This window comes from Arthrobacter sp. SPT-J7, assembly GCF_059089965.1.
On sequence record NZ_JBNHFF010000001.1, the window covers coordinates 580,302 to 604,971 of the forward strand.

The 24,670-nt window shown below is 68.5% G+C and carries 22 protein-coding genes; 9 read left to right on the plus strand and 13 right to left on the minus strand.

Annotation, left to right across the window (positions count from 1 at the left end):
• The first annotated feature begins 14 nt into the window (after positions 1 to 14).
• On the plus strand, positions 15 to 1,442 hold the full coding sequence (locus AC5RWX_RS02715; RefSeq protein ID WP_493944971.1) for an L-serine ammonia-lyase: 1,428 nt from the start codon (positions 15 to 17) through the stop codon (positions 1,440 to 1,442).
• On the opposite strand, the gene AC5RWX_RS02720 is transcribed toward AC5RWX_RS02715, so the two are convergent.
• Positions 1,439 to 2,086: a hypothetical protein gene (locus tag AC5RWX_RS02720; protein ID WP_493944970.1), complete on the minus strand. Its 648-nt coding sequence runs from the start codon at positions 2,084 to 2,086 to the stop codon at positions 1,439 to 1,441. The genes AC5RWX_RS02715 and AC5RWX_RS02720 overlap by 4 nt on opposite strands.
• A 258-nt stretch (positions 2,087 to 2,344) precedes the next feature.
• Between AC5RWX_RS02720 and AC5RWX_RS02725 the strand changes: the two genes are divergently transcribed.
• The 3 genes from AC5RWX_RS02725 (at position 2,345) to AC5RWX_RS02735 (ending at position 6,195) form a co-directional block, all read left to right on the plus strand.
• Positions 2,345 to 3,691 carry an NAD(P)/FAD-dependent oxidoreductase gene (locus tag AC5RWX_RS02725; protein WP_493944969.1) on the plus strand — a complete coding sequence of 449 codons (1,347 nt, stop codon included), beginning with the start codon at positions 2,345 to 2,347 and terminating at the stop codon, positions 3,689 to 3,691.
• Positions 3,692 to 3,888: 197 nt separating this feature from the next.
• A complete protein-coding gene (locus AC5RWX_RS02730; RefSeq protein ID WP_493944968.1) occupies positions 3,889 to 5,151 on the plus strand; it encodes an MFS transporter in 1,263 nt (420 codons plus the stop codon).
• Between the two features lie 132 nt (positions 5,152 to 5,283).
• Positions 5,284 to 6,195 carry an aldo/keto reductase gene (locus AC5RWX_RS02735; RefSeq protein WP_493944967.1) on the plus strand — a complete coding sequence of 304 codons (912 nt, stop codon included), beginning with the start codon at positions 5,284 to 5,286 and terminating at the stop codon, positions 6,193 to 6,195.
• A 4-nt stretch (positions 6,196 to 6,199) separates the two neighbouring features.
• Here the strand turns inward: AC5RWX_RS02735 and AC5RWX_RS02740 are convergent, their stop codons facing one another.
• The 9 genes from AC5RWX_RS02740 to AC5RWX_RS02780 form a co-directional block, all read right to left on the minus strand.
• Entirely contained in the window at positions 6,200 to 7,051 is an 852-nt protein-coding gene (locus AC5RWX_RS02740) for a DNA-3-methyladenine glycosylase family protein (RefSeq protein WP_493956627.1), read from the minus strand.
• Positions 7,052 to 7,054: 3 nt separating this feature from the next.
• The gene (locus AC5RWX_RS02745; RefSeq protein WP_493940830.1) at positions 7,055 to 7,447 is read right to left on the minus strand and encodes a universal stress protein; all 393 of its coding nucleotides are present in this window, start codon (positions 7,445 to 7,447) and stop codon (positions 7,055 to 7,057) included.
• A gap of 149 nt (positions 7,448 to 7,596) precedes the next feature.
• Positions 7,597 to 8,199, minus strand: coding sequence for a DNA-3-methyladenine glycosylase I (locus tag AC5RWX_RS02750; RefSeq protein ID WP_493940829.1), 603 nt, complete (start codon positions 8,197 to 8,199; stop codon positions 7,597 to 7,599).
• A 57-nt stretch (positions 8,200 to 8,256) separates the two neighbouring features.
• On the minus strand, positions 8,257 to 8,922 hold the full coding sequence (locus AC5RWX_RS02755; protein ID WP_493944964.1) for an alpha-ketoglutarate-dependent dioxygenase AlkB family protein: 666 nt from the start codon (positions 8,920 to 8,922) through the stop codon (positions 8,257 to 8,259).
• On the minus strand, positions 8,919 to 9,551 hold the full coding sequence (locus AC5RWX_RS02760; protein WP_493944963.1) for a methylated-DNA--[protein]-cysteine S-methyltransferase: 633 nt from the start codon (positions 9,549 to 9,551) through the stop codon (positions 8,919 to 8,921). The genes AC5RWX_RS02755 and AC5RWX_RS02760 overlap by 4 nt, the downstream gene beginning before the upstream one ends.
• Positions 9,548 to 10,069, minus strand: a complete 522-nt coding sequence (locus AC5RWX_RS02765; protein WP_493944962.1) for an RNA polymerase sigma factor — start codon at positions 10,067 to 10,069, stop codon at positions 9,548 to 9,550. The genes AC5RWX_RS02760 and AC5RWX_RS02765 overlap by 4 nt, the downstream gene beginning before the upstream one ends.
• The gene (locus tag AC5RWX_RS02770) at positions 10,069 to 10,569 is read right to left on the minus strand and encodes a methylated-DNA--[protein]-cysteine S-methyltransferase (RefSeq protein WP_493940825.1); all 501 of its coding nucleotides are present in this window, start codon (positions 10,567 to 10,569) and stop codon (positions 10,069 to 10,071) included. Before AC5RWX_RS02770 ends, AC5RWX_RS02765 begins: the two co-directional genes overlap by 1 nt.
• A gap of 68 nt (positions 10,570 to 10,637) precedes the next feature.
• A complete protein-coding gene (locus tag AC5RWX_RS02775) occupies positions 10,638 to 12,074 on the minus strand; it encodes an NAD(P)/FAD-dependent oxidoreductase (RefSeq protein ID WP_493944961.1) in 1,437 nt (478 codons plus the stop codon).
• Positions 12,071 to 13,789, minus strand: coding sequence for an amidohydrolase (locus AC5RWX_RS02780; RefSeq protein ID WP_493940823.1), 1,719 nt, complete (start codon positions 13,787 to 13,789; stop codon positions 12,071 to 12,073). The genes AC5RWX_RS02775 and AC5RWX_RS02780 overlap by 4 nt, the downstream gene beginning before the upstream one ends.
• 249 nt (positions 13,790 to 14,038) lie before the next feature.
• On the opposite strand from AC5RWX_RS02780, the gene AC5RWX_RS02785 reads away from it, so the two are divergent.
• On the plus strand, positions 14,039 to 15,259 hold the full coding sequence (locus AC5RWX_RS02785) for an MFS transporter (protein WP_493940822.1): 1,221 nt from the start codon (positions 14,039 to 14,041) through the stop codon (positions 15,257 to 15,259).
• Positions 15,260 to 15,293: 34 nt separating this feature from the next.
• Here the strand turns inward: AC5RWX_RS02785 and AC5RWX_RS02790 are convergent, their stop codons facing one another.
• From AC5RWX_RS02790 to AC5RWX_RS02800, 3 genes are all read right to left on the minus strand, one after another.
• Positions 15,294 to 16,385: a GTP pyrophosphokinase gene (locus tag AC5RWX_RS02790; protein ID WP_493940821.1), complete on the minus strand. Its 1,092-nt coding sequence runs from the start codon at positions 16,383 to 16,385 to the stop codon at positions 15,294 to 15,296.
• 107 nt (positions 16,386 to 16,492) lie between these two features.
• Positions 16,493 to 17,863: an aspartate aminotransferase family protein gene (locus AC5RWX_RS02795; RefSeq protein ID WP_493940820.1), complete on the minus strand. Its 1,371-nt coding sequence runs from the start codon at positions 17,861 to 17,863 to the stop codon at positions 16,493 to 16,495.
• Positions 17,864 to 17,941: 78 nt separating this feature from the next.
• Positions 17,942 to 19,435, minus strand: coding sequence for a CoA-acylating methylmalonate-semialdehyde dehydrogenase (locus tag AC5RWX_RS02800; RefSeq protein ID WP_493940819.1), 1,494 nt, complete (start codon positions 19,433 to 19,435; stop codon positions 17,942 to 17,944).
• A 135-nt stretch (positions 19,436 to 19,570) separates the two neighbouring features.
• Here AC5RWX_RS02800 and AC5RWX_RS02805 point away from each other — a divergent pair, with 135 nt between their 5' ends.
• The 4 genes from AC5RWX_RS02805 to AC5RWX_RS02820 all read left to right on the plus strand — a co-directional run.
• The gene (locus AC5RWX_RS02805) at positions 19,571 to 21,202 is read left to right on the plus strand and encodes a PucR family transcriptional regulator (protein ID WP_493940818.1); all 1,632 of its coding nucleotides are present in this window, start codon (positions 19,571 to 19,573) and stop codon (positions 21,200 to 21,202) included.
• Between the two features lie 73 nt (positions 21,203 to 21,275).
• Entirely contained in the window at positions 21,276 to 22,400 is a 1,125-nt protein-coding gene (locus AC5RWX_RS02810; RefSeq protein WP_493940817.1) for a glutathione S-transferase family protein, read from the plus strand.
• 5 nt (positions 22,401 to 22,405) lie between these two features.
• On the plus strand, positions 22,406 to 23,257 hold the full coding sequence (locus tag AC5RWX_RS02815; protein ID WP_493940816.1) for a gamma-glutamyl-gamma-aminobutyrate hydrolase family protein: 852 nt from the start codon (positions 22,406 to 22,408) through the stop codon (positions 23,255 to 23,257).
• Positions 23,258 to 23,742: 485 nt separating this feature from the next.
• A partial coding sequence (locus AC5RWX_RS02820) for a DUF222 domain-containing protein (protein WP_494096959.1) occupies positions 23,743 to 24,670 on the plus strand: 928 nt, incomplete at its 3' end.

Below are 24,670 nucleotides of genomic sequence, written 5' to 3' on the forward strand. Positions count from 1 at the left end.
AGGACAGGGATGACATGGCTGTAGGCGTTTTCGATCTTTTCTCCGTGGGCATTGGCCCCTCCAGTTCCCACACGGTGGGACCGATGCGGGCGGCCGCGGTGTTCGTGCGCGAGGTGGCCGAGGCCGACCTGCTGGAGAAGGTGGGCGGGCTCCGCGTGGACCTGTACGGTTCGCTGGCCGCCACGGGCCGCGGCCACGGCACCTTCACCGCCGTGCTGCTGGGACTGGAGGGCTTCGAACCGGAGGCGATCCTGCCCCAGCAGGTGGAGGAGCGGTTGGCGGACATTGCCGCGACCGGCAAACTGCAGCTGGGCGCGGAACTGCCCGGCAAGACCGCGCGTCCGCTTGATTACGGCGTGCAGGACATGGTGCTGCACCCGCTCACCGTGCTGCCGCGGCACACCAACGGCATGCGCTTCCAAGTGCTGGCAGCCCAGGACGACGGCGATGCCCAAGTGCTGCACGAAGCCACCTTCTTCTCCGTGGGCGGCGGATTCATTGTCCGCGACGGCGAAGAGGAAGCAGCCCAGGAAGAACTGGAGTCCTCCAAACAGCAGCTGCCCTATCCGTTCCGCACCGCGGCCGAACTGCTGGACCACTGCCGCAGCACCGGCCTGGACATCAGCGACATCATGATGCTCAACGAGGAGGCGTCACGTCCGCGCGAGGAGATCGAAGCCGGGCTGGTGCACATCTTCGACGTGATGGAGGAGTGCAAGGATTCGGCGATCCGCCGGGAAGGCGACCTGCCCGGCGGGCTCAACGTCCGCCGTCGTGCTCCCGGGTGGCATCAGCGGCTGCTCAAGGACGACCCCAACCGGGACCACAAGTTCTGGCAGGAATGGGTGAACTTGGTGGCACTGGCGGTGAACGAGGAAAACGCCTCCGGCGGCCGGGTGGTCACCGCGCCCACCAACGGCGCCGCCGGGATCATCCCCGCCGTGCTGTTCTACGCCACCCACTACGCTCCCGGCATGGAGCACGCCACGCGCCAGGACAAGGAGCAGGTGGTGGTGAAGTTCCTGCTGACCGCCGGCGCCGTCGGGGTCCTCTACAAAGAGCAGGCGTCCATCTCCGGTGCCGAGGTCGGTTGCCAGGGCGAAGTCGGTTCCGCCTCGTCGATGGCGGCCGCAGGCCTGGCCGAAGTGCTCGGCGGAACCCCGATGCAGGTGGAGAACGCGGCCGAGATCGCGATGGAGCACAACCTGGGGCTGACCTGTGATCCGATTGGCGGATTGGTGCAGATCCCGTGCATCGAGCGGAACGCGATCGGGGCCGCCAAAGCCGTGAACGCGGCCAAGATGGCGCTGATGGGCGACGGCACGCACCGGGTGTCGCTGGACCAGGTGATCGTGACCATGCGCGAGACCGGACGCGATATGAGCGACAAGTACAAGGAAACCGCCACCGGCGGCCTCGCCGTCAACGTGGTGGAGTGCTAGGAAGCCAGTTCTTCCACATCGCGGCCGTCGCGGCCGGGCTCGCCGACAACCGGCGGGCCGGACGGACGCCGCGGCGGCATCGGCGGCCGGCGAGGAACGGGCGGCTTGCGCTCGGCGCCGGGAGTGGCATGCTCCTGGGCGCCCTGTCCTGGCGCCGGGGCGGCATGTGAAACCTGACTGGCGGCAGGACGGTTTGCCGCCGGTTTGGGCAAACGTTTGACCAAGGGCTCTACGGCGTCCCGCAGCCGAACGGTCTGCGAACGCAGTTGGTCGGCCAGTTTGTTGCCCAGCGCGTTGGCTCGGCCGGCAGCGGCAGCCCACGGCAGGGCGGCGATGGCCGGGCCGACGGAGCGGGCCGCCGTTGAAAGCCGTTCCGCAGCCGGGCGTCGGTCTGCCGCTGCCGGCCGATTGAGCAGCATGAAGATCGCCGCGAGCAGACCAACCGGGATGGAGACCAGCACGGCCACGGCGCCGGCGTACATCGCCAGGAAGAGTTTGGTGGGGGAGTCGAACATGCCCGCGACGAACGCGGCGGCACCCAGCAACAGCCAGAGCCAAAAAACCGCAACGCAGATCAGGGTGGTGCGTGCCCTGCGGTAGGTACGGAGCGACCGTCCACGCACCGTGTGCTTTGCCGCCTCCACCGCTTCCTGCCCCCCGCAACAGCCCCACTGACGGAGGCACCTGAGCACATTGTAAGTCGTTGCCGGCGGCGGGGCGTGGAAAGGCTCGCCGGTGGATTCTCCCGCGGGAATGCGCCCTGCCGGCGGTGGCCTCCGGACCGAGGGTTCAGCTGCGCCGGGGCCGGTGCTAGGGTGGCCGCAGGCCGGTCCGGAAGGCCGCCGGCGAAGGAGCACCAGGACGACTGAATCACTGTCGACAACAGGGAGGGAGCCTGGACTATGTCCACTTCAGCGACGCCTCACATACTCATTTTGGGTGGCGGCTACGTCGGCCTGTACACGGCGTGGGGAATCCGCAAGCGGCTGGGGCCGGAAGCGGCACGAATTACCGTCGTAGAGCCGAACTCCTACATGACCTACCAGCCGCTGCTGCCCGAAGTAGGCGGCGGTGAAATCGAACCGCGGATCGTCACCGTGAACCTGCGCAGTGCGCTCAAGGACGTTGACATTGTCCGCGGCAAGCTCGTCTCCCTGGACGTCCAGGCCAAAACGGCCAAGCTGCGCGAAATCGGCGGCGGCGACCTCTCGCTGGACTACGACCACGTGGTGTTTGCTGTCGGCGCGGTGACCCGGACGTTCCCCACCCCGGGCCTGGAGGAACACGGCATCGGCTTCAAGACAGTGGAAGAGGCCATCTACTGCCGGGACAAGGTGCTGGACAACGTGGCCTTCGCCGCCGGCACCAGCGACCCGGAAGCGCGGGCCAAGGCGCTCACCTTCGTGGTGGTCGGCGGTGGCTACACGGGCGTCGAGGCGCTGACCGAATTGAGCGATCTGTCCAAACTCGCGGTCGACGCACACCCCGAACTGGACCGCTCCCAGCTGCGCTGGGTGCTCATCGAGGCGCTGGACCGGGTGGCTCCCGAAGTGGGGCCGAATCTGTCCCAGTGGACGCTGGGCCACCTGCGCGAGCGCGGCATCGACGTGCGGCTGAAGACCACCATGCCGTCCTGCGTGGACTCGGTCGCCGAGCTCAGCACCGGTGAGCGCATTCCAGCCGGACTGATTATCTGGACGGCGGGCATGAAGCCCAATCCGGTGCTGGATGACACCAACGTCCCGCGCGGCCCGAAGGGACACGTGAATGCGAACGCCCGGCTGCAGGTCATCGACGATTCCGGCCAGGTGGTCCACGGCGCCTGGGCCGCCGGCGACTGCGCCCAAATTCCCGATCTGGCAGCCAAAGAACAACCCGCCTACTGCCCGCCGAACGCCCAGCACGCAGTGCGCCAGGCCAAGGTGCTGGCGCAGAATGTGGTCAACGCGGTCCAGGGCCAAGCCCCGGCGGAGTACCGGCACAAGACCTTGGGCACGGTGGCGACCTACGGCGTCGGCCGGGGCGCGGCCAAGATCCTGGGCTATGAGGTGAAGGGCAAGCCGGCCTGGTACGCGGCGATGGGATACCACGGCCTGGCGCTGCCCACCTGGATCCACAAATGGCGTCTGCTGGCCGGTTGGAGTTCGCTGATCCTCGGCGACCGGGACATCACCTCGATGGGGGCCACCAGGCATCCGCGGCGGGCCTTCGTGGACGCCCACGCGGATACGCAGAAGGGCAAGAAATAGCTGCTGCTGCCGCCACCGCACAGGTCAGCGGCGCGCTAACCCTGCTGCGCGCCGGGGAGCCTGATGCTGCGCCAAAAGTGAGCTAACTCTCCATTGTTACGGGGGGATCCGGACTGCTGCGACACCTGCCGCCGGGAAGGCGGGCACTGGGAGTAGCCTGCTGGACGGAGCCCGACCCGGGCAGCGAGGAGTGCAGCATGTCCAAACAGCCCAGCGGCGCGCTGCTTTTTGTCCTCACCTGCGCCATGGGCGTGGGCCCGCTGCTCAACTACGGGCTGAGCACGGTCAGCCCGCTCGTCATCGAGGACCTGGACATCAGCGAAGGCCAGTTCGGCCTGCTGGCCACTGCCATCTTCGCCAGCGCCGCGGTGTGCAGCGTATGGCTGGGGAAGCTCAGCGACAGGATCTCCAACCGGGCCCAGCTGGTGCTGATCTTTGCCGGCACGGCCGTGGCCCTGGTCATCGCAGCGCTCGCGCACAGCTACGTGGTTCTGGTGATCGCCGCGCTGCTGGCCGGCCCCGCCCAGGCCATCTCCAACCCGACCACCAACCGCATCATCATCTCGCAGGTTCCTGCGCCCAAGCGGCCCGGCTGGATCGGCGTGAAACAGTCCGGCGTGCAAGGCAGCCAGCTTTTCTCCGGCCTGTTCTTCCCCTTGGTCGCCCTGTGGGCCGGCTGGCAAGGCGCCACTGCGCTGGCCGCCGTCGTCGCCGTCGGGCTGCTGCTCTACGGCCTGCGCAAACTCCCGGAAAACCCCATAACGACGGCGGTGCCCGCGCCTTCCGCCGCCACCTCGCCGTCGCGCGTCACGCCGCCTGGCGGTGACCCCCCTGCATCTGCAGCCACGTCCCAGGGTGCTGGTGCCCAGACCAGGTTCCCGCTCTCGGTCTGGCTGTTCGCCGGCTACTCTTTGCTCGCCGGTCTGGGCATGCAGGCCACCAATGTCTACCTGCCGCTGTTCACCGTCCGGGAACTGGGTTTCAGCCTGGTCATGGGTGGTGTGGCAGCTGGCGTGTCAGGCGTGGTTGGCGTGACCTCCCGCGTGCTGTGGGGGCGGCGGATGGCCAAGGGTGTGCGCGCTTCTTCGTTGCTCATCCTGCTCGGGTTCGGCGCGCTGGCCGGTGCTGCCGCATTCCTGGCGTCCGGGACGTTCGATATGCCGGCACTCCTCTGGCTGGGCGTCGTCCTGCACGGTGCCACCGTGCTGGGCGCCAATGTGGTGGTGATGGCGGGCGTGATGCGCGTGGTGCCGGCCCAGCGGGTTGGAGCGGCTTCCGGCATCGTGTCGATGGGCATGTATGCCGGTTTCGCAGCCGGGCCGCTTCTGATGGGCCTGCTGCTGGAGGCCACCGGCAGCTTCCACACCGGCTGGCTGCTGGTCGGCGCCGCCTACCTGCTGTGCGCCGCGCTGGCGTTCGCTCTGCGCGCCTACGGCAACCGCACCGGCGTCGTGCGCTAGCCCTGTTCCGACTGCCGCAGATGAGACCTGTTGCGCACTTCCTGCGTGGCTCCTGCGTGGCGCGGCCTCGCCTTCCGCTGCCCGGCCTAAGCTGGATGGTTTGCGGCGGTCCCGGTGACCGCAGGAAGGGGCATGGTGAAACGACGTTCGCTAGGACGGTCCGGCTTGCAGGTTTCCGAACTCAGCTTTGGTGCCGGCGGATACTGGGGAATGAAGACCTTCCCTGAACGGCAAGCGGCGCAGCTGGTGGACCAGGCCCTCGAAGGCGGCATCACCGTCTTCGATACCGGCCCGAACTACAGCCGCGGCAACGCCGAAGCACGGCTGGGCCGCATCCTGAAGGGCCGGACGGAGAATCTGGTCATCTCCACGAAAGCCGGATCCCACTGGATCAACAACCGCAATGTGAAGGACTATTCGCCGCGGGCTATCGAAAACAGCGTGCATGCCAGTCTGCGGCGGCTGCAGATCGACCACCTGCCGCTGCTGCATTTCCACGGATTTCCCACCCCGGCCGAGCCCGCCATCGAGACCGCGCTGAAGCTGAAGGAGCGCGGGACGGTCGGCGCGCTCGGCGTCTCCACTGGCCGTGGCGGAGCCAAGAAAGCGCTGAAGCTGGGCGTCTTCGACGCACTGATGGTGGAGTACAACATTGTGGACCGCTCGCTGCAGGCGGTGATCTCCGAGGCGCGGGAAGCCGGGGTGGGCGTGAAGCTCAAGTCGCCGCTCGCGCAGACCCTGTACTCCCGGGACATCTTCAAGATCCGCGCACCCAGCGACGTCTGGTATCTGCTGCGGGCGCTCAAGAATCACCGGCACAAGTTCATTGAGGGACGGAAATACCGGTTCATCAACGATGTCGAAGGACTCGCCGCGAGCGAGATCGCGTTGGCTTTCGCTCTGAACCATCCGGGGGTCTCCAGTGCGGTGATCGGCACGGTGAAGCCGGGACATCTCCGTTCCAACCTGCGGGTTCCCCACATCCAGCTTCCGGCGGAATTGCTGGAACGGATCGAACGGGCAGGATCAGCCGGCCGCCGGTGAGGCTCTACGGCAGGTAGGCCGATGCGGTCCAGAGGTGGAAGACCGCGTAGGCCCGGAGCGGAGCCCACGCTTGTCCGATATCGCGGGCTTGCCTGGCGGTCTTTACCTTCAGGGCCCGTTGCAGCACCAGGTCGCCCTCCGGATAGGCGTCGCGGTCGTGCAGTGCCCGCATGGCCAGATATTCGGCCGTCCACGGGCCGATGCCGGGCAATGCCAGCAGGCCGCGGCGGGTCTCGGCGTGGTCCGAGTCCGGGGCGATGCGCAGCCCGTCAGCACAGGCTTCGGCCAGGGCTTGGACGGTGCGCGCGCGGGCGTTGGTCAGGCCGACGGCCTCGCGGATGGCGTCCGGTCCGGCTGCTGCCAGTTTGTCCGCGGTGGGGAACAAGGCCAGGTCTGCGACCGGGGAGCCGAAGGCGGAGACCAGACGGCCAGTGAAGGTGCGGGCTGCGGCCAGCGAAACCTGCTGGCCCACTACCGTCGAGACGGCACCTTCGAAACCGTCCGGGTACCCGAGGACCCGCAGTCCGGGGCGGGCGGCAACCAGCGGACCGACCACGGCGTCGCCGCCCAACATCGCCGCCACCCGCTCCGGTTCCAGGTCCAGATCGAGCCAGCCGCGCACCGCCGTCGTTATTTCCTCCACTACGGTCGGGGGAGCGCTGCCGATATCCAGGGTGACGGAGGCCGGTGACAGGGTGGCGGTGACGCGCAGCGGGCCGCTGCCGGTGGTGAAAAGGCGGGTGCAGGTCCCCGCCGCTGCATCGACCCGCTCGAGGCCGGGAACCGCATGGGCGGCCAAGGCTGCCAGCGCGGCGGGAGCGTCGAACGGCGGCGCCAGCGGCAGGGAGACCTGCATGGATCAGCGGGCCTTGACCGCCAGGACCGGGCAATCGACGGTCAGCAGGATTTCCTGGGCGGTGCTGCCCATCAGCAGCTTGCCCACCGGGGAGCGCTTGCGCAGGCCGATGATCAGCAGCGAGACCGAGAGTTCTTCGACCAGATCCACAATCTCCTCCACGGCGTCCTTGCCGCGGACGAACTGCTTGAATTCGGTGTCCAGACCGGAGTTGTGCAGTTCCTGCTGGACCCATGACGCGTCGTGCGCGTCCGAAAACGACTCGTCCTTCTGCGTCCCGCCCGGGCTGGCGTTGACCACCACCAGCTTCTCGTTGTTCTGGGTGGCCATCTGGATGCCCTTGCTCAAGGCCGCTCGGCCTTCGGGACGCGGGGCGTAGGCAACAAGAATCGTCAACGTGGTCTCCTTACCGGATAACTCTGGCAGTGTCTGGTATGCGGCCGGGCGTGCAGGTCCGGACCCGCGAAGCCAGCGGGTGGACCTTATTGTGGCATGCATCTCAGCGCGCAGCCGGATGCGTGAAGTGTTTGTGAAAAGCGCAAGCCTCAGTTCCAGACGCCGGAGGATCCGCGGCGGTGGCTGTCCACCAAATGGGTGTCGATCATGCCGATGGCCTCCATCAGGGCGAACATGGTGGTGGGCCCGACGAACGCGAAGCCTCGCTTGCGCAGCGCCTTGGACAGCGCGACGGATTCCGGCGACGTGGTGGGCACCTCCCCGATGTGGCGCGGCGACGGGGTGCTCTCCGGCTGGAAGGACCAGACGAAGTCGCTCAAACCGCCTTCCGCCCGCAACGCGATGGTGGCGTTGGCGTTGGTGATCGCGGCACGGATCTTCGCGCGGTTGCGGACAATGCCGGCGTCCTGCATCAAGCGTTCGACGTCGTCCTCGGTGTAGGCGGCGACGGTGTCTACGTGAAAGTCATGGAACGCATTCCGGAAGGCCGGGCGCTTGCGCAGGATGGTGGCCCAGGACAGCCCGGCCTGGAATCCCTCCAGCGTGATGCGCTCATAGACGCCCTGTTCGCCGCGGACCGGCATGCCCCATTCGGTGTCGTAGTACTCGCGCAGCAGTGGATCCGTGGCGGCCCAGGCCGGCCGGGCCAGGCCGTCCTCGCCGAGCACGACGCCGGAAGCGGTTTTCTCCATGATGCTGATTCTCCCTGAAGCGGCGGGCGGTTGTCCTGAAGGCAGGGTGGTGGCGGCTCAGCCGAGGCCGGTCACCCGCATGGTCAGGTTCAGCCGGCCGCCGGTCAGCCCGCAGGCCGGGTCGGCGGTGGCCGGGTAGATCTTGGGAACGCCGTGGTAGGCGAAGCGGGCCGGTCCGCCGAAGACGAACAGGTCACCGGAGCGCAGCCGGATGTCCGTGTACGGCTTGGTGCGTGTTTCGGTGTTGCCGAAGCGGAACAGGCAATCGTCTCCGATGCTGAGCGATACCACCGGAAAGTCCGCCTGCTCGTCCTTGTCCTGGTGCATGCCCATCTTGGCGGTGTCGTCGTAGAAGTTGATCAGTGCGGTGTCCGGCTGGTAATCCCGGCCCGCGGCCGGGTCCTGGTAGGCCTCGGCCAGTGCCCGCCGGCCCCATTCGGCCAGCCAGCCGGGAAAGTCCAGCACCCGTTGACCGTTCACGTCGTCGGCTGTGCGGGTGTACTTGTAGGGTGCCCAGTGCCAGCCCAGGCAGAGCGTCCTTACGCTCATCTCGTGGCCGCCCGGCAGTTTGGCGGCGCGGTAGGGGACCGGCCCGCGGCCAAATTCGCGGCACGCTTCGACCAGTTCGCGCTGCTGCTCCAGGTCCAGCCAGCCCGGTACGTGCACTGCGCCCGGCGCGATCTCACGGGGACCGGCCGGAGCGTCGCCGAACAGTGTGCTCATGCTGCGGACTCCAGCCCCAGCAGGTAGGCCTTCGCTTCCGGCCCGCCCAGGTACCCGCCGAAGGCGCCGTCCGAACGGAGCACGCGGTGGCAGGGCACGACGACGGGCAACGGGTTGGTGGCGCAGGCGCTGCCCACCGCGCGCACGGCCTTGGGATTTCCGACGGCGGCTGCCACCTGCGCGTAGCTCTCGGTCCGGCCATACGGGATCTCGGGCAGGTGGTTGAGCACCTCCGCGCGGAAGCCCTTGGATAGCCGCCGGTCCAGCGGTACATCGAAGAAGCGCCGCTGGCCCGCGAAGTATTCGTCCAACTGCCGGACGGCCGCCTCCAAGCGGGCCGGAGAGCGCAGGATGCGCGGGCTGACGGTTCCCGCCAGGCCGGCGAGCACGTCGTCGTGGTTCTCGCTGGCAAACGCCACGCGGACCAGGCCTTCGTCCGTCGCCACCAGCAGCAACTTTCCCACCGGCGTGTCCGTGGTGGTGTAGGCCAGATCGAGTGTGCCGGCGGCCGCGGCTTCCCGTTCCAGCCGCTGATGCAGCCGCTCCAGTTGCGCTGGGTCCACGCGGGCGAGCACATCCAGTTCAGGTCCGGCCCCTGTGTCCAGGACCGCAAAGTCTTCGGCTGTCATCGGAATGCTCCTTCGCTTGCATCGGGTGCGGCCGCCTCCATGGTGCGCTCGCCGTGCCGGTAGAGCGCCCGCAGCTTGGCCCTGCCGTCGGCGGCCGCGCGGCGGACCGCGTCCGTGGTGGAACCGGTGAGTTCGGCGGCCTCGGCATACGGCAGGCCGGCCAGATAATGCAGCGCCACGGCTTCGCGCTGCCGGAGGGGCAGCGCCGCGACCGCCTGGCGCAGTTCGTCGTCGTCGTTTCCGGGAAGGCCCAGCGACGACGGCGCCTCGGGCAGGTGCTCGGTGGGCACCGGGGTCCGGGCCCGCCGCCGGAGCGCGTCGATGGCCTTGCGGTGCGCGATGGTCACCAGCCAGGCCTCGTGGTTCGCGTCCGCGGGCAGCTTTGGATAAGCAGTGAATGCGGAGAGGAAGGCCTCCGACCACGCGTCCTCGGCATCGGGCCCGGGTCCCAGCACTGCCCGGCAGACGCGCAGCACGGTGGGGCCGTGGTCAGTGACCAACTGCTCGAAGGGTCTCATCAGAAAAGCTTGCCGGCTTTCAGCTCGGCCGGCTCCTCCAGCTCCAGCAGGAACCGCTTCCGTTCCAGCCCGCCGGCGTAGCCCACCAACGAGCCATCCGCGCCAACCACCCGGTGGCACGGCACCACGATGGAGATCGGGTTCTTGCCGTTGGCGTGGCCGACCGCCTGCGCCAAATGCACATCGCCCAGGGCGGCTGCCAGCTGACCGTAGGAACGGGTCTGGCCGTATGGGATCTCCCGCAGCAGCGCCCACACGCGTCGTTTAAACGGATCGCCCTTCGGCGCCAGCGGCAGGTCGAAGTCCCTGCGCTGGCCGGCGAAATACTCCGCCAGCTGTGCGGTGACTGCTTCGAAGCCGACGGCTGTGCGCTCGCCGAACGTCGCAGCGTCCGGCATCCGCTTGTGGCTGGGAAAGTAGAGCGCGGTCAGGGAACCGTCTTCGGCGACGGCTGTCAGCTCACCGAGCGGGGTATCGATGAGGGTGTGCACGCGGGTCATGGCGCTCCTTCGTCCGCTTCCATTCTCTCCTGTGCAGACGTTCCCGCGCGCTGAAACGTGAGGCTTCGCTAGGAGTCGAAGCCCATGCCGACCGCATCCATGGCTTTCAGCCAGGGCCCGCGGCGTCCTTGGTTGCGGTCCGCGCGGACCATCGCCGCGGTGGTGAGCTTGACGCCCAGCCAGGCGAGCGGCTCGGGCGGGAACGGCAGCGGCTTCTTCCGCACCAGCTGCAGCCGGGTGCGCTCGGTCGGCTGTCCGGAGAGCAGGTCCAGCATCACGTTGGCGCCGAAGCGCGACGCCCCTACACCCAGGCCGGTGAAGCCGGCGCAGTAGGCCACCCGGCCGCCGTACGCGGTGTCGAAGAAGGAAAAGAAGCGGCTGCAGGTGTCGATGGCGCCGCCCCAGGCGTGGCTGAAGCGGACCTCGGCCAGTTGCGGGAAGGTGGCGTAGAAGTGTGCGGCCAGCCGGCGGAAGGTTTCCGGGCGCTGCTCGTGGCTGTGCCGGAGCGAGCGGCCGTAATGGTAGACGGCGTCGTAGCCGCCGAACAGCATCCGGTCCTGCCCCTGGGCGTCGGTGGTCAGCCGGTAGTAGTGGAACCGGTTGTCGTTGTCCGAGATGCCGAACCGTTCGGCCCAGCCGAGTGCTTCGCGCTGCGCGCCGGTCAGCGGTTCGGTCATCAGAGCGTAGTCGTACACCGGGACGGTGTGCAGCCGGGTGCGCGCCAGCAGCGACGGGAAGGCGTTGGTTGCCAGCGCGACCCGCTGGGCGGCCACCGAGCCGAAGTCCGTGCGCAGCGCGATCGAACCAGCCCGCCCTGCCATGGAACGCACCGGAGTGTGTTCATAAATGTCGACGCCGGCGGTCAGGCAGGCGTCGCGCAGTCCCCAGGCCAGTTTGGCCGGGTGCACCATCGCCGTCCCGTTCCGGTCGCGCAAGCCCGCCCGGTAGGCCGACGAGGCGACCTCCCGCTGCACGGCGGACCGGTCCAAGAACTCCAGCGCCGGGTCCTCGGCGGCTTCCTCCTGGAGCCAGGCGACGTGGTGCTCTTCGGTGGCCACCGAGAGTGTTCCGGTCCGCTCGAAACCGGCGTCGATGCCGTACCGGGCCAAGGTTTGTTCGATCTCGTCCAGGTTCTGCAGGCCCAGTTTGGCCAGCAGGTAGGTTTCGTCCGGCAGGTGTTTCTGCCCGTTCGCGTTGCCGTGGGTCAGGCTGGCCTCGCAGAATCCGCCGTTGCGGCCGGAGGCGGCCCAGCCGATCCGGTTGCCCTCCAGCAGTACCACCGAGCGGCCGGGGTCGCGTTCCTTGGCCAGCAGCGCGGTCCACAAGCCGGTGTAGCCGCCGCCGACCACCGCCAGGTCCGCCGAGATCGAGCCCCGCAGCGGCGGCAGCGCCTCGGGACGGGAAGGATCGTCCAGCCAGTAGGGCGTGGCGGATGCCCCGGCCAGTGCCGCGTCGATCAGGGACTCGGGGATCTCTTCTTCCGCCTGGTCGTAGAAGGTTTTCATGCCCGCACCGCCTGCCTCTCAAACACTGGTTCGCCGGCCACGAAAGTCATGTCCGTCCCGACGGTGTGCAGCTCTGTCGCGGGCAGGCTGAACGGATCGACGCTCAAAACCACCAGATCCGCCGGCGCTCCGGGAACGATCCGGCCGCCGTCGTCATGGCGGTTCAGCCACGCCGAGCCGGACGTGTAGGCGGCCAGCGTGGTCTCCAGGGACAGCGCCTCGCCCGGCAGCAGCGGTCCGTCCGAACCGTCGTCCGGGTGGCTGCGGTTGACCGCCACATGGATCGCCTGCCACGGGTCCGGTGTGGAAACGGGCCAGTCCGAGCCCATCGCCAGCCGGGCGCCGGCCGCGGCCAGGGAACGGAACGGATACTGCCAGCCGGCGCGCTCTTCGCCGATCAGCGGCACGGTCAGCTCGCGCATTTGCGCGTCGTTGCAGGCCCAGAGCGCCTGCACATTCGCGCTGACCTCCAAGTCACCAAAACGGGGCACGTCGGCGGGGTGGATGATCTGCAGGTGTGCCATGTGGTGCCGCCCGGTGCCGCGGCCGTTGACCCGGCGGGCGTGCTCGACGGCGTCCAGGCCGTCGCGCACGGCGCGGTCGCCGATCACGTGCAGGTGCAGGTCGAATCCGGCCGCATCCAGGGCGGCCGCCACTGCCAGCAGCACCTCCTTGGAAAGGTAGGTCAGTCCACGGCCGTCCGCTGCGTCGCTCACCGCCGCCGCCGCGCCGCCGGGGGCACCGCCGTCGTTAGCCGCCGCACCTTCACAGGCGCACGGCGCCAGGTAGGGCTCCAACATGGCCGCGGTCCGGTTTTCGGGCACCCCGTCCACCATGATTTTGGCGCTGGTGGTGCGGAAACCGGCGGCCGCGTTCTGCTCCCGCCGGCGGATGAGCTCGGCCACCAGATCCTGAACAGTTTCCAGCGTGGTGGACCGCGGAACCCAGAGCGCTCCCGCGGCACGACCGGTCAGCAGGCCCCGGTTCAACAGCATCCGGTAGGCGGCGCTGGCCTCCGGATAGCCGGCATAGTCGCCCAGAATCGCTTCCTGCCAGCCGGTGACGCCCACCGAGTGCAGGTAGCGCTGGGCCTCCAGCAGGCCCGCGCGCATCTCCTCGACGGTGGCGCGCGGAATGACCCGGTTCACCAGATCCATCGCGCCCTCATGCAGCGTCCCGCTCGGGAAGCCGGCGGCATCGCGCTCCAGCAGCCCGTCCTCCGGATCGGGGGTCGCGGCATCGATGCCGGCCAGGTCCAGCGCCTTGGAATTGACCCACGCGCTGTGGTGGTCGGCGTTGACCAGATAGACCGGCCGGTCCGGGACCACCGCGTCCAGCGCCTGGCGGGTGGGGTAGCCGCCCGGAAAATCCGCTTTGTGCCAGCCGCCGCCAGTGATCCAGCCGTTGCCGCCGGACGCGGCGGATCCGGCGATCTGGGCCAGCACGGCATCGGCGCCGGAGCAATGGGACAGGTCGCAGCCCAGACGCTCCAGCCCGCCCATCACCGCGTGCACGTGCGCATCGGTGAAGCCGGGTGCCAGCAACCGGCCGCGCAAGTCGACGGTCGTGGCCTGCGCTCCCGCGGCAGCCCGGACCTCGGCATCGGTTCCGACGGCGGTGACCACTCCGTCCCTGACGGCGACGGCGGTGGCTGACTGATGCAGGCGCAGGCCATCGAAGATCCTGCCCGAGTGGAAAATCCAGCCTGCCGTCATGGCCGCTCCTGTGTCCCCGGCGCGTGCCGGAAATGAACGAGTTTCACTTATGACACAGTGGGCGGTGGTCATTGTCAATGGTTGTCCGCCCGGCCGCTGGGTGACTCCCCGTGGCCCTGGCTTCCAGTACGACGGCGGAGGGGCGCCCGCCGCGCGGAATCTCCGGTTTCCGGCGCGGACAGGGGTGCCCCTTTCTGTGTCCTGTCGCATACAGTTGCCTGAGACTACCTATTGAGGAAGGGAGTGGGCGTGCGGGAAACCCGCGGTACCAGCCGGGCGCTGTCGGCCGGGGTGCTGATTGCCGGCATCCTGGTGGTGGCCGCGAACCTGCGCCCGGTGCTGACCAGCGTGGGCCCGCTCCTGGACCAGATCGGCGCGGACACCGGGCTGGGTGTCGCCGCCCTGGGCGTTCTGGCCGCGGTGCCGCTGCTGGCCTTCGGCGCGGTCTCGCCGCTGGCGCACGGGCTCAGCGAGAAGTTCGGCGTCGAACGCACCGTCTTCGGGGCCCTGCTGCTGCTGGTCGCCGGTACGTTCCTGCGACCCATTCCGGGCACCCTCGCGAACCTGTGGATCGGCACCTTGTTGATCGGCGCCGCCATCGCTGTGTGCAACGTGATGCTGCCGGCGCTGCTCAAACGCGACTTCCCCGAGCGGATGGCCTCGCTGACCGGAGGCTATTCCGCCGTGCTTGGCGGCTGCGCCTCGCTGGGCGCCGGACTTGCCGTGCCGCTCTCGCTCGTTCCGATCGGCGGCGAACCGGCCGGCTGGCGTTTCGCCCTGACCGCCTTCGTGGTGCTGGCGGTGCCAGCCGTGCTGCTCTGGCTGCCCCGGCTGCGCCGAGGACGCCAGCTTTCCGACCAGGCCCGGGACGCGGCCGCGGCGCCGGCCCTGGTCCGGGGCGCGGTCTGGAAGTCCGGCATCGCCTGGCAGGTGACGCTGTACATGGGCTTGCAGTCCATGATCTTCTACATCCTCATCACCTGGCTGCCCACGCTGGAACGGTTCCACGGCCGCAGCGCGCTGGCGTCCGGCTGGGACCTGATGATGTTCCAGCTGATCGGCGTGGTCTCCAGCCTGCTGACCCCGGTGGTCCTGCGTGGGCCGACACAGCGGCTGGCTTCCTCCGGCCCGCCGCTGCTGGTGCTGGCCGGGGTGCTGGGCATCCTGCTGATGCCGCAGATCATGCTGTTCTGGGTGCTGGTGGCAGGTTTCGGCTGCGGCAGCTCTCTGGTCACCGCGCTCGCGCTCTTCGGCCTGCGCACCCGCACGCACCGCGAGGCGAGCGCCCTCTCCGGGATGGCCCAGTCGATCGGTTATCTGCTGGCCGCCGCAGGCCCGCCGATCTTCGGCGGACTCTTCGCCGCATCCGGAGCCTGGGCCGCTTCCCTGGCCGTGCTGTGCATCATCGCCGTCCTGCAGGCAGCCACCGGCCTGCTGGTGGGACGGGACCGCTTCGCGTTCGTGGCCTGACGCTGCCCTGCGTCGGTCGGACCACGAGTCCCCGCTAAATTCCCTGCCGGTAGGTCTCCAGCTGCCGGAACCGGCGTTGCAGCGACTCGCGCCGGTGTTCGTCGTCGCCGGCCGTGAGCTCGATGTGGCGCCGACCGAAGCGCCAGAGCAGGAGGTCGTCCAACAGCCGGTCCGGACCGGGGGAGTAGCGGTGCTCGAGGGCGGCGCGGACGTCCGTGATGGTTTCCGGATTCAACAAGGCGGCCAGCTCGGTGGTGGTCTTCAGGCCGTGCGCGGCCAACAGCTCCGCGGCCCAGCCCCAGTCGTCGTCGGACTTGCGGTCCACATGTGGCAGCAGGGTCTGCCACACCTCGCGGACCCGGCGGGGTGTCAGCGGTGCCGCGCCTTCGCCCTCTTCGTCCCAATATCCGGTGACGGTCTCGTACCGCTCGTGCAGTTCCGCAAAGGCCGACTCGACCGCCTCCAACATGGCTGCGGTGGCGGTGAACTGCCGGTCGAAATAAGGGCTCCAAGCGCGCGGATCCGAGGACTTGAAGCGGATATCGTGCTCCAGCTCGGACCAGGCATGGGAAAGGATTGTGCGGATCTGGACCTCGAAGAGGTAGCTGCCGGTGGCGCGGGCCGGTTCGCCCAAGGCCTGCTGGTAGGCCTTGACCGTGTTGTTCTGCAGCGTGCGCAGGATGAGGTGGCGGCTGGCGTAGCCATAGGTGCCGGACTCGATCGAGCCGATGTCCTTCTCGCGGTCGGCACGGCAGTCGAAGTCGCTGCGCTGCCGCTTGATCAGCGCTGCCGCCTCGCGGATTTGGTGGGGCAGGCTCACGATCACCCGGACGCCGACTAGATCGTGGATCTCCCGCAAGGGATCTGGGAACTCCAGCGCCGGGGCATCACCCGGTTCGGCTGGCTGGAGCATCCGCGACGCCTTGTCACGGAACGATTCGACGCTCTTGGTCCGGGCGGTGACAAACAGCGGCGTCAGTTCGGCGTTGCCGAAGATGTCCCGGATACCCGACTGCAATTGGGACGTGACGGTTGCCAGCGCCGGGCGCACCCGCTCGTACCGCGCGGTGTTCGCCTCCACCTGCGCCCGCAGCCGCTCGTCCAACCGGTCCCAATGAATGCCCATGCGCGCTTGGCTCTCCTGCGGTAGGTATATGTGGCTCTGAATAACCTACCAAGGCCAGCCGGGAGGGCCGGTACCGGCAGTATCGACCGGTCCGGCCCCCGAATCCCTCAGCCCTCGGCGTGCGCGTCCGCCAGCTTCAGCACCTCGTCCAAGATGGCCAGGCCGGTCCGGGCGTCCTGCGCGCTGATGTTCAGCGGCGGCACCACATGGATCCGGTTGAAGTTGGCGAACGGCAGCAGTCCGCGAAACTTGCAGGCCGCGATCAGCTCGTTCATTTCCGGGCTCGAGGAGCCGTATGGCGCCAGCGGTTCGCGTGTGGCCCGGCTCCGCACCAGCTCCACCGCCCAGAAGGCTCCGACGCCGCGCACCTCGCCGACCGATGGGTGTTTCGCCGCCAGCTCCGCGAGCCCGGGCCCGAACACATCGGTACCCAGCGAAGCGGCATGCTCCACCATCTGCTCCTCGCGCATCGCGTTGATCGTGGCCACCGCCGCGGCGCAGGCGAGCGGATGTCCGGAGTAGGTCAGGCCGCCCGGATAGACCCGCTTGGCGAAGGTCGCATAGATCTCCTCGGAGATCGCCACGCCGCCCAGCGGTACGTAGCCGGAGTTCACGCCCTTGGCGAAGGTCAGCAGGTCCGGGACCACCCCGGCGTGGTCGATCGCGAACCACTTTCCCGAGCGGCCGAACCCTGCCATCACCTCGTCGGCAATGAACACGATCCCGTACTTGGTGGCCAGCTCGCGGACACCCTGCAGGTAGCCCGGCGGCGGCACCATAATGCCCGCGGTGCCCGGGATGGACTCCAGCACGATCGCAGCAAAGCGGTCGGCGCCCTCCAGCTGGATGGTGGTTTCCAGATGCTCCAGCGCGCGCTGGCATTCCTGCGCTTCGTCCTCGGCGTGGAACTGGCTGCGGTACAGGAACGGTGCATGGAAGTGGACCGTCCCGGCGTTCCCGTAGTCGTTGGCCAGCCGCCGCGGGTCGCCGGTGATGTTCACGGCCAGCGCGGTGCCGCCGTGGTAGGAGCGGTAGGCGGAGAGCACCTTGTAGCGGCCGGTGTGCAGCCGGGCCATCCGCACCGCATGCTCCACGGCCTCCGCGCCGCCGTTCGTGAAGAAGATCCGGTTCAGGTCACCGGGCGTCAGCTCGGCAATCAACCGAGCGGCTTCCGAGCGCGCCGCGTTCGCATGCTGCGGCGCCACGGTGCACAGCAGCCCCGCCTGCTCCTGGATCGCAGCCACCACCTTGGGGTGTTGGTGGCCGATGTTCGTGTTGACCAGCTGCGAGGAGAAGTCCAGCAGCTTGTTGCCCTCGCCGTCCCAGACCCAGGAACCTTCCGCCCGGCTAATCACCATGGGCGTGATCAGCTCCTGCGCGGACCAGGAATGGAACACATGCTGGCAGTCCAGTTCATAGGCGCGGCGGCTGGCTTCCAGTTCCTCGGCGCTTAACGCGGTGCCGGTGGTGGTGGTCATTTGTCTCTCCTCAAACTACGACGGCGGACGGTCGGGTCGGCGGGGCAGCTGCTGTAGGCGGGTGTCGGCTTGGCGGAATCACACATTCTGCGGGAAGCCCAAGTTGATGCCGCCATGGCTCGGGTCCAGCCAGCGGGTGGTCACCACCTTGCCGCGAGTGAAGAAGTGCACGCCCTCGGAGCCGTGTGCGTGGTTGTCGCCGAACAGCGAGTTCTTCCAGCCGCCGAACGAGTAGTACGCCATCGGCACCGGGATCGGGACGTTGATGCCCACCATACCCACTTGCACCTCGTTCTCGAAGCGGCGGGCGGCACCGCCGTCGTTGGTGAAAATCGCGGTGCCGTTGCCGTACGGGTTGTCGTTGATCAGCGCCAGCCCCTCGTCGTAGCCCGGCACCCGCACCACGGACAGGACCGGCCCGAAGATCTCGTCGGTGTAGATGGACATCTCCGGCGTCACCCGGTCGAACAGCGTCGGTGCCAGGAAGAAGCCATCGCCCTCGGCATCCGGTTCCACGCTGCGCCCGTCCAGCACCAGTTCGGCGCCGGCGTCCTCGCCCGCCGCGATGTAGCCGGCCACCTTGTCCCGGTGCGCTGCCGTAACCAGCGGGCCCATGTCCGTGCCGCGCATGCCGTCGCCGACGCGCAGCTTCGCGGTGCGCTCGGCGATCTTGGCCACCAGTTCGTCAGCAACCGATTCCACCGCAACCACTGCGGAGATCGCCATGCAGCGCTCGCCGGCAGCGCCGTAGCCGGCGTTGACCGCGGCGTCGGCGGCCAGGTCCAGGTCCGCGTCCGGCAGCACCAGCATGTGGTTCTTCGCCCCGCCCAGCGCCTGCACCCGCTTGCCGGAGGCCGTGCCGCGCTCGTAGACGTAGCGGGCGATCGGCGTCGAACCGACGAAGGAAACGGACTTGATCTCCGGATGCTCCAGCAGCGCGTCCACGGACTCCTTGTCGCCGTGCACCACGTTGAACACGCCGTCTGGCAGCCCGGCTTCCTTCCACAGCTCGGCCAGCCAGTTGGCCGCCGTCGGATCCTTCTCGCTCGGCTTGAGCACCACGGTATTGCCTGAAGCGATGGCCACCGGGAAGAACCACATGGGCACCATCGCCGGGAAGTTGAACGGGGAGATGATCGCCGCCGGTCCCACCGGCTGCCGCAGCGAATGCACATCCACCTTGCTGGACGCGTTCTCGGTGTAGCCGCCCTTGAGCAGATGCGGAATGCCGCAGGCGAACTCCACCACTTCCTGCCCGCGGGACACCTCGCCGAGCGCGTCGTCCAGCACCTTGCCGTGCTCGGCCGTGATGATCGCCGCCAGTTCGCCCTTGCGCGCGTTCAGCAACTCGCGGAAGGCGAAGAGGATCTGCACGCGCCGTGTCAGCGAAGTGTCCCGCCAAGCCGGAAAGGCTGCCGCCGCTGCCTGCACCGCTTGATTCACGACGGCGGAGCTCGCCAGAGCCACGCGGGAGGAGACTTTGCCGGTGGCCGGGTTGGTTACCTCGCCCAGTCGGCCGTCCGGATCCGGGCTGGCGTAGCTGCCGTCAATCCAGTGTTGGATGGTCTGCATGGTGGTGCTCCTCGGTGTAGTCCTGTGTCATTCTGCGGGCACGTGCCGCGGTTCTCGGATCATCCTGCGCCTTGCGCCACGCTTCCACCACTTACACCCCGTCGTAATTGACCGCTTCGGCGTTACACTGTGTCAATGCTGACCGTGCAGGATGTCTTGGAGCTGGACGTAGTTCGCGCCGGCGCACCGGAGGTCCTCGCCGGAACCGACGCCTTGGCTGCCCCGGTCCGCTGGGTGCATGTGGCCGAGCTGAAGAGCCTGGCTGGCCTGTTGGAGGGCGGCGAGCTGGTCCTCACCACCGGCTTGGCGTTTGAGGATTCCGTAGCCGAGGCAGCCCGCTATCTGGGTGAGCTTGCAGCGGCAGGTGCCGCCGCCGTCGTCGTCGAAATTACTTCCGCCAGGCCCCGGACTGCTGCCGCTCTGCGCCAAGCCGCCCACGATGCCGTGCTGCCGGTGATCTTGTTGGCCGAGCGGATCCGTTTTGTTGAGGTCACCGAAGTGGTGCACCGCCTGCTGGTCGCCAGCCAATTGGCGCAGCTGGAACGGTCGCGGCAGGTACACGAGGTCTTCACCAACCTCAGCCTGGAGAACGCGCCGCCGGAGGAGATCGTGCACCGCGCCGCCGAACTGCTCGGTGAACCGGTGGTGCTCGAAGACGTGGAGCACTTGGTGCTGGCGTTCGCGACGGCCGGCGTGCCCGCACCGGAACTGCTGGCTGACTGGACGGACCGCTCCCGGCTGGTGCACTACCGGGAGGAAACAGCACATGCCGGCACCGGAGGCTGGCTGCAGACCCCGGTGGGGCTGCGCGGGCAACGCTGGGGCCGTTTGGTGGTACCCGCGGACGTCTCGGTCCATGCCTCGGGCCGCACCGGACCGGACCTGCACACCGACGCCGGAGCCGCCATGGTGCTCGAACGGGCCGGCCAGGCGCTGACCATCAACCGGATGGCCGAACGTGACCAGCGCGAACTCGGCCACCAGGCCCGGGCCGGCCTGCTGCATGAACTCCGCCGGCCCGGCGCCCTTGAAGAGGGCGACGCCGTGACTCGGGCGGCGGCACTGGGGCTGGCGCCGGCGCCTGACTACCTGCCGGTGGTTTTTCGGCTCGCGAAGCAGCCAGATGAGGAACCGATCGAGCTGCAGCGGCGTGAGCGCGCGCTGCTGGAACTGCTGCAACGGGTATTGGCGGACGCCCGCGTCTCCGGACTGCCGGCCAGCCTGCAGTCCGGAACCATCGGATTGCTGGTCGGCCTGCCCGCCAGGCAGCTGGAAGACCCGGTGCTGGAACGGCTCTGCGGGCAGCTGGCCGAGCAAACCAGCGTCGACTGGACAGTGGGCGTTGGCCGCGGCCGGCCGGAACTGCTCGCTGCCGCGGCTGGACTGGACGAGGCCGCGCACGTGGCCGAATCCGCGGCAGGAATAGGCTCCGCGGCAGGCCTCAGCGGCGGCCGGCGGTTCTACCGGTCCGCCGATGTGCGGCTGCGCGGACTGCTCTCCATGCTGCGCGACGATTCGCGGGCGGCCGCCTTCGCGGACGCCGAACTCGCCCCCATCGCCCAGGACGCCGAAGCCCTCGAACTGCTCCTGCACTACCTGGAATCCGGGGGGAACAAGGCCCAGTTGGCGCGGAAGGGCTACCTCAGCCGTCCCACCCTGTATGCGAGGCTGGCGCGGCTGCAGGAGAAACTCGGCGTCCCGCTCGACGACGCCGAGTCGCGGACCTCGCTCCATGTTGCGCTGCTGCTGCACCGGATGCGGAGCTGACCCAAGGCCCTGGCCGCAGCAGCTGAACCAAAAAGCCATCCCACCGAAGCCCACCCGCAGATATGGTGGAAGCATGAGCCAGACAAGCGATACGGCACAATTCAGCACCAAAGGCGCCTACGTCCACAGCGGCGAAGAGTTCGACCGGGACACCAACTACATCGAGGACAGGATCGTGGCCGATCCCGATGCCGTCCGCGCCTCGGACGGGCCGACCGGCGGCACCATCGGCAACCCGAACGGAGGCCTCGGCGACGGCGCCAAAGCCTGGCCGGTGGAGGCCGGCCGCTACCGCCTGGTTGCCGCCCGCGCCTGCCCCTGGGCCAACCGCGCCATTATCGTCCGCCGGCTGCTAGGGCTCGAAGACGCCATCTCGCTGGGCCTGCCCGGCCCCACCCACGACGCCCGCTCCTGGACCTTCGACCTGGACCCGGACGGCCGGGACCCCGTGCTGGGTACCGAGCGCCTGCAAGAGAACTACTTCAAGCGCTTCCCGGACTACCCCCGCGGCATCACCGTGCCGGCCATGGTGGACGAGGCGAGCGGCGCCGTCGTCACCAATGACTACCCGCAGATGACCCTGGACTTCTCCACCGAGTGGAAGGAATTCCACCGCGACGGCGCCCCGGACCTGCTCCCGGCAGACAAGCTCGAAGAGATGCAGCCGGTCATCAAGCGGATCTACACCGAGGTCAACAACGGCGTCTACCGCTGCGGTTTCGCCGGCTCGCAAGAAGCCTACAACGCCGCCTACGACCGGCTCTGGGCGGCAATGGACTGGCTCGAGGAGCGCCTCACCAACCAGCGCTACCTGATGGGCGACACGATTACCGAAGCCGACGTCCGCCTCTTCACCACGCTGACCCGCTTCGACGCCGTCTACCACGGCCACTTCAAATGCAACCGGAACAAGCTGACCGAGATGCCCGCGCTGTGGAGCTACGCCCGCGACCTCTTCCAGACCCCCGGCTTCGGCGACACCACCGACTTCGTGCAGATTAAGCAGCACTATTACATCGTGCACGAAGACATCAACCCCACCCGGATCGTCCCGCAAGGCCCGGACCTCTCCGGCTGGCTGACCGAGCACGGCCGCGAAGCCCTCGGCGGCAGCCCGTTCGGAAACGGCACAGCGCCGGGCCCGGTGCGGGAATCCGAACGCGTCACGCCCGGCCACAACCCGCTCTACCCGGCCTGACCGCCGTGTCACGCCCCTTGAATGACGACGGCGGTGCCCGCCCCTTGCCGGACCGCGGCGGCGCCCGCCCTTCCAACGATGACCTTGGAGCGGGCCCGCTGCCGGACCACGACGGCGCCCGCCCGCGGATTGCCGTCAGCTTCGTGCGCGGCGCACCCTCCCATCCTGCGTGGTTTTCGAAGGTGCTGGCCGATTTGGCCCAGCGGGCAGCTGACGGCCTGAGCGCAGCCGGAGCGGAACCCGTCGTCGTAGATTCGGCCTCAGGCCACGTCTTCAGTGCGCTGGATTACCAAGGCGTAGTCATTCTCGGCGGCGGCGACGTGGACCCAGCCCGCTACGGCGGCGACACTGACGAGCCCACCGTCCACTGTGTGGATACCGGAGCGGACGAGGCCGAAATCGACTTAGTCAAGGGCGCCATCGCGAACGGCCGACCCGTGCTAGGAATCTGCCGCGGACTTCAGCTCATCAACGTTGCCTTCGCCGGCTCGCTGTTTGAAGACCTCGGTCCGGATTCCATCCACAAAATCCACCAGCCTCAGCCACCCATGGCCAGCCATCCGGTGCAAATTGCACCCGACAGCCTGCTGGCCACCGCCCTTGGTACCGAAACCATCACGGTCCAGTCCGGCCACCACCAAGCGATCCGTCGGTTGGGTGACCGGCTGCGCGTAGTGGCGACCGCGTCCGACGGCGTGGTCGAAGCCGTGGAACTAGCCCGCCCCGATGAAGGCTGGCTGCTCGCCGTGCAATGGCATCCCGAAGAACCTGGCTCGCCCGACGGCCAACTCCACGCCCTGCTCAGGCCTTTCGTCGAAGCCTGCCGGCGGACACCGGTGGGTCTCCTCGCCGGGTAGGGGCCGTCCGTCCGAGCAACGTCTCATGGAGACTTAGAAGGCGTCCGAAACTGGGGCGTTTCGTCGCGAGGCTCTGCAGGCAGCAGTTATTCATGAGGCGCGAGATTTCCTGACCTCTGGCGTGCCGGTGGGCTGCTCGCGGGTGTCCCACCGATAGGTGCCCCGCCCACGGATGTGTCATCCGGCAGGGAGCACGTGCAGCTATAGCACCCAACAGGTATGCGGCTCAAAGCTGTCTCATCCGCGGGGCCACCCGCAGGGAGGACCGTGAACCCCCTAATCAGCGCCTCGACTCCCACGCGGTGCCTCAACTCGTCTCCGAAAGTGTCCGACCCGGCTTATAGGCTGTTTTCAGTAGCAGTTCTGTACCAAACGTTGGCCATCGGGGCGGGGTTTTCCGGTGGTGTCTGCGGGCTTTGTTCCGTGACCGTTCGTAGTCGATGCCGTGCCCTGGATAGGCATGCTGAAGATTGAGACGCGTGACGATGTTTGATCCGGCAGCACCTGAACCTTCCGCCGCCGCGCCGGCCGCGCCCGACACCATGCCGGGGGCCGCTGTCGGGTCTGAAGTCGACGCTCCCTTACCGGTGGGGTCGGCCGCCGTCCATGGTGGGGCGGTTTCGTTGCCGCCGGTTGATCTGGAGGCTCCCGTGGAGGAGCTGGTGGACCAGCTCGCCGCGAGGGAGGACGCCAAGGACGCGATCGCCGCGGACCAGGCCAGGCTGATGGTCGCGCTGGAGCAGCGGATCCGGGCCGAACGCGCCGCCGCCGGCGTCCCGGCCGCGCGGCGGGGTGAAGGGATCGCCAAGCAGATCGGGTTGGCGCGGCGGGAGTCCCCGCACCGGGCGGCCCTGCTGCTGGGCCGGGCCAGGGTCCTGGTCAACCAGATGCCGCACACACTCGAAGCACTGCAAACGGGGACCCTGAATGAGTGGCGGGCGGCGATCCTGGTGCGGGAAACCGACTGCCTTAGCCCGGAGCATCGGGCCGTGGTGGACCGGGAGCTGGCCGGGACCCCGGAGCGCCTGCACGGGATGGGGAACCGGCAGCTGGAGGCCGAGGCCAAACGGATCGCGTACCGGCTGGACCCGCGGGCGGTGGTCGGCCGGGCGGCGAAGGCCAAAGCGGACCGGCATGTTTCCTCCCGGCCCGAACCCGATGTAATGGTCTCGGTCCGGACCCTGCTGCCGGTGGCCCAGGGGGTCGCGGTGATGGCCGCGCTGCATCAGGAAGCGGAGCGGCTGCGCAACGCCGGCGATCCCAGGAGCCGGGGCCAGATGATGGCCGATACCGTGTTTGAACGCGTCACAGGGCGCAGCACCGCGGACCCGGCCCGGCTCGAGGTGCAGCTGGTGATGACCGACCGGGCGCTGCTGCAGGGCGGGACCGAACCGGCCTGGCTGACCGGCTACG

What these genes read in the sequence shown, in the direction of transcription:
- AC5RWX_RS02715 (WP_493944971.1), top strand. Translation starts at nt 15, where the DNA reads ATGGCTGTAGGCGTTTTCGATCTTTTCTCCGTGGGCATTGGCCCCTCC.
- AC5RWX_RS02725 (WP_493944969.1), top strand. Translation starts at nt 2,345, where the DNA reads ATGTCCACTTCAGCGACGCCTCACATACTCATTTTGGGTGGCGGCTAC.
- AC5RWX_RS02730 (WP_493944968.1), top strand. Translation starts at nt 3,889, where the DNA reads ATGTCCAAACAGCCCAGCGGCGCGCTGCTTTTTGTCCTCACCTGCGCC.
- AC5RWX_RS02735 (WP_493944967.1), top strand. Translation starts at nt 5,284, where the DNA reads ATGGTGAAACGACGTTCGCTAGGACGGTCCGGCTTGCAGGTTTCCGAA.
- AC5RWX_RS02740 (WP_493956627.1), bottom strand. Translation starts at nt 7,051, where the DNA reads ATGCAGGTCTCCCTGCCGCTGGCGCCGCCGTTCGACGCTCCCGCCGCG.
- AC5RWX_RS02750 (WP_493940829.1), bottom strand. Translation starts at nt 8,199, where the DNA reads ATGGAGAAAACCGCTTCCGGCGTCGTGCTCGGCGAGGACGGCCTGGCC.
- AC5RWX_RS02755 (WP_493944964.1), bottom strand. Translation starts at nt 8,922, where the DNA reads ATGAGCACACTGTTCGGCGACGCTCCGGCCGGTCCCCGTGAGATCGCG.
- AC5RWX_RS02760 (WP_493944963.1), bottom strand. Translation starts at nt 9,551, where the DNA reads ATGACAGCCGAAGACTTTGCGGTCCTGGACACAGGGGCCGGACCTGAA.
- AC5RWX_RS02765 (WP_493944962.1), bottom strand. Translation starts at nt 10,069, where the DNA reads ATGAGACCCTTCGAGCAGTTGGTCACTGACCACGGCCCCACCGTGCTG.
- AC5RWX_RS02770 (WP_493940825.1), bottom strand. Translation starts at nt 10,569, where the DNA reads ATGACCCGCGTGCACACCCTCATCGATACCCCGCTCGGTGAGCTGACA.
- AC5RWX_RS02775 (WP_493944961.1), bottom strand. Translation starts at nt 12,074, where the DNA reads ATGAAAACCTTCTACGACCAGGCGGAAGAAGAGATCCCCGAGTCCCTG.
- AC5RWX_RS02780 (WP_493940823.1), bottom strand. Translation starts at nt 13,789, where the DNA reads ATGACGGCAGGCTGGATTTTCCACTCGGGCAGGATCTTCGATGGCCTG.
- AC5RWX_RS02790 (WP_493940821.1), bottom strand. Translation starts at nt 16,385, where the DNA reads ATGGGCATTCATTGGGACCGGTTGGACGAGCGGCTGCGGGCGCAGGTG.
- AC5RWX_RS02795 (WP_493940820.1), bottom strand. Translation starts at nt 17,863, where the DNA reads ATGACCACCACCACCGGCACCGCGTTAAGCGCCGAGGAACTGGAAGCC.
- AC5RWX_RS02800 (WP_493940819.1), bottom strand. Translation starts at nt 19,435, where the DNA reads ATGCAGACCATCCAACACTGGATTGACGGCAGCTACGCCAGCCCGGAT.
- AC5RWX_RS02805 (WP_493940818.1), top strand. Translation starts at nt 19,571, where the DNA reads ATGCTGACCGTGCAGGATGTCTTGGAGCTGGACGTAGTTCGCGCCGGC.
- AC5RWX_RS02810 (WP_493940817.1), top strand. Translation starts at nt 21,276, where the DNA reads ATGAGCCAGACAAGCGATACGGCACAATTCAGCACCAAAGGCGCCTAC.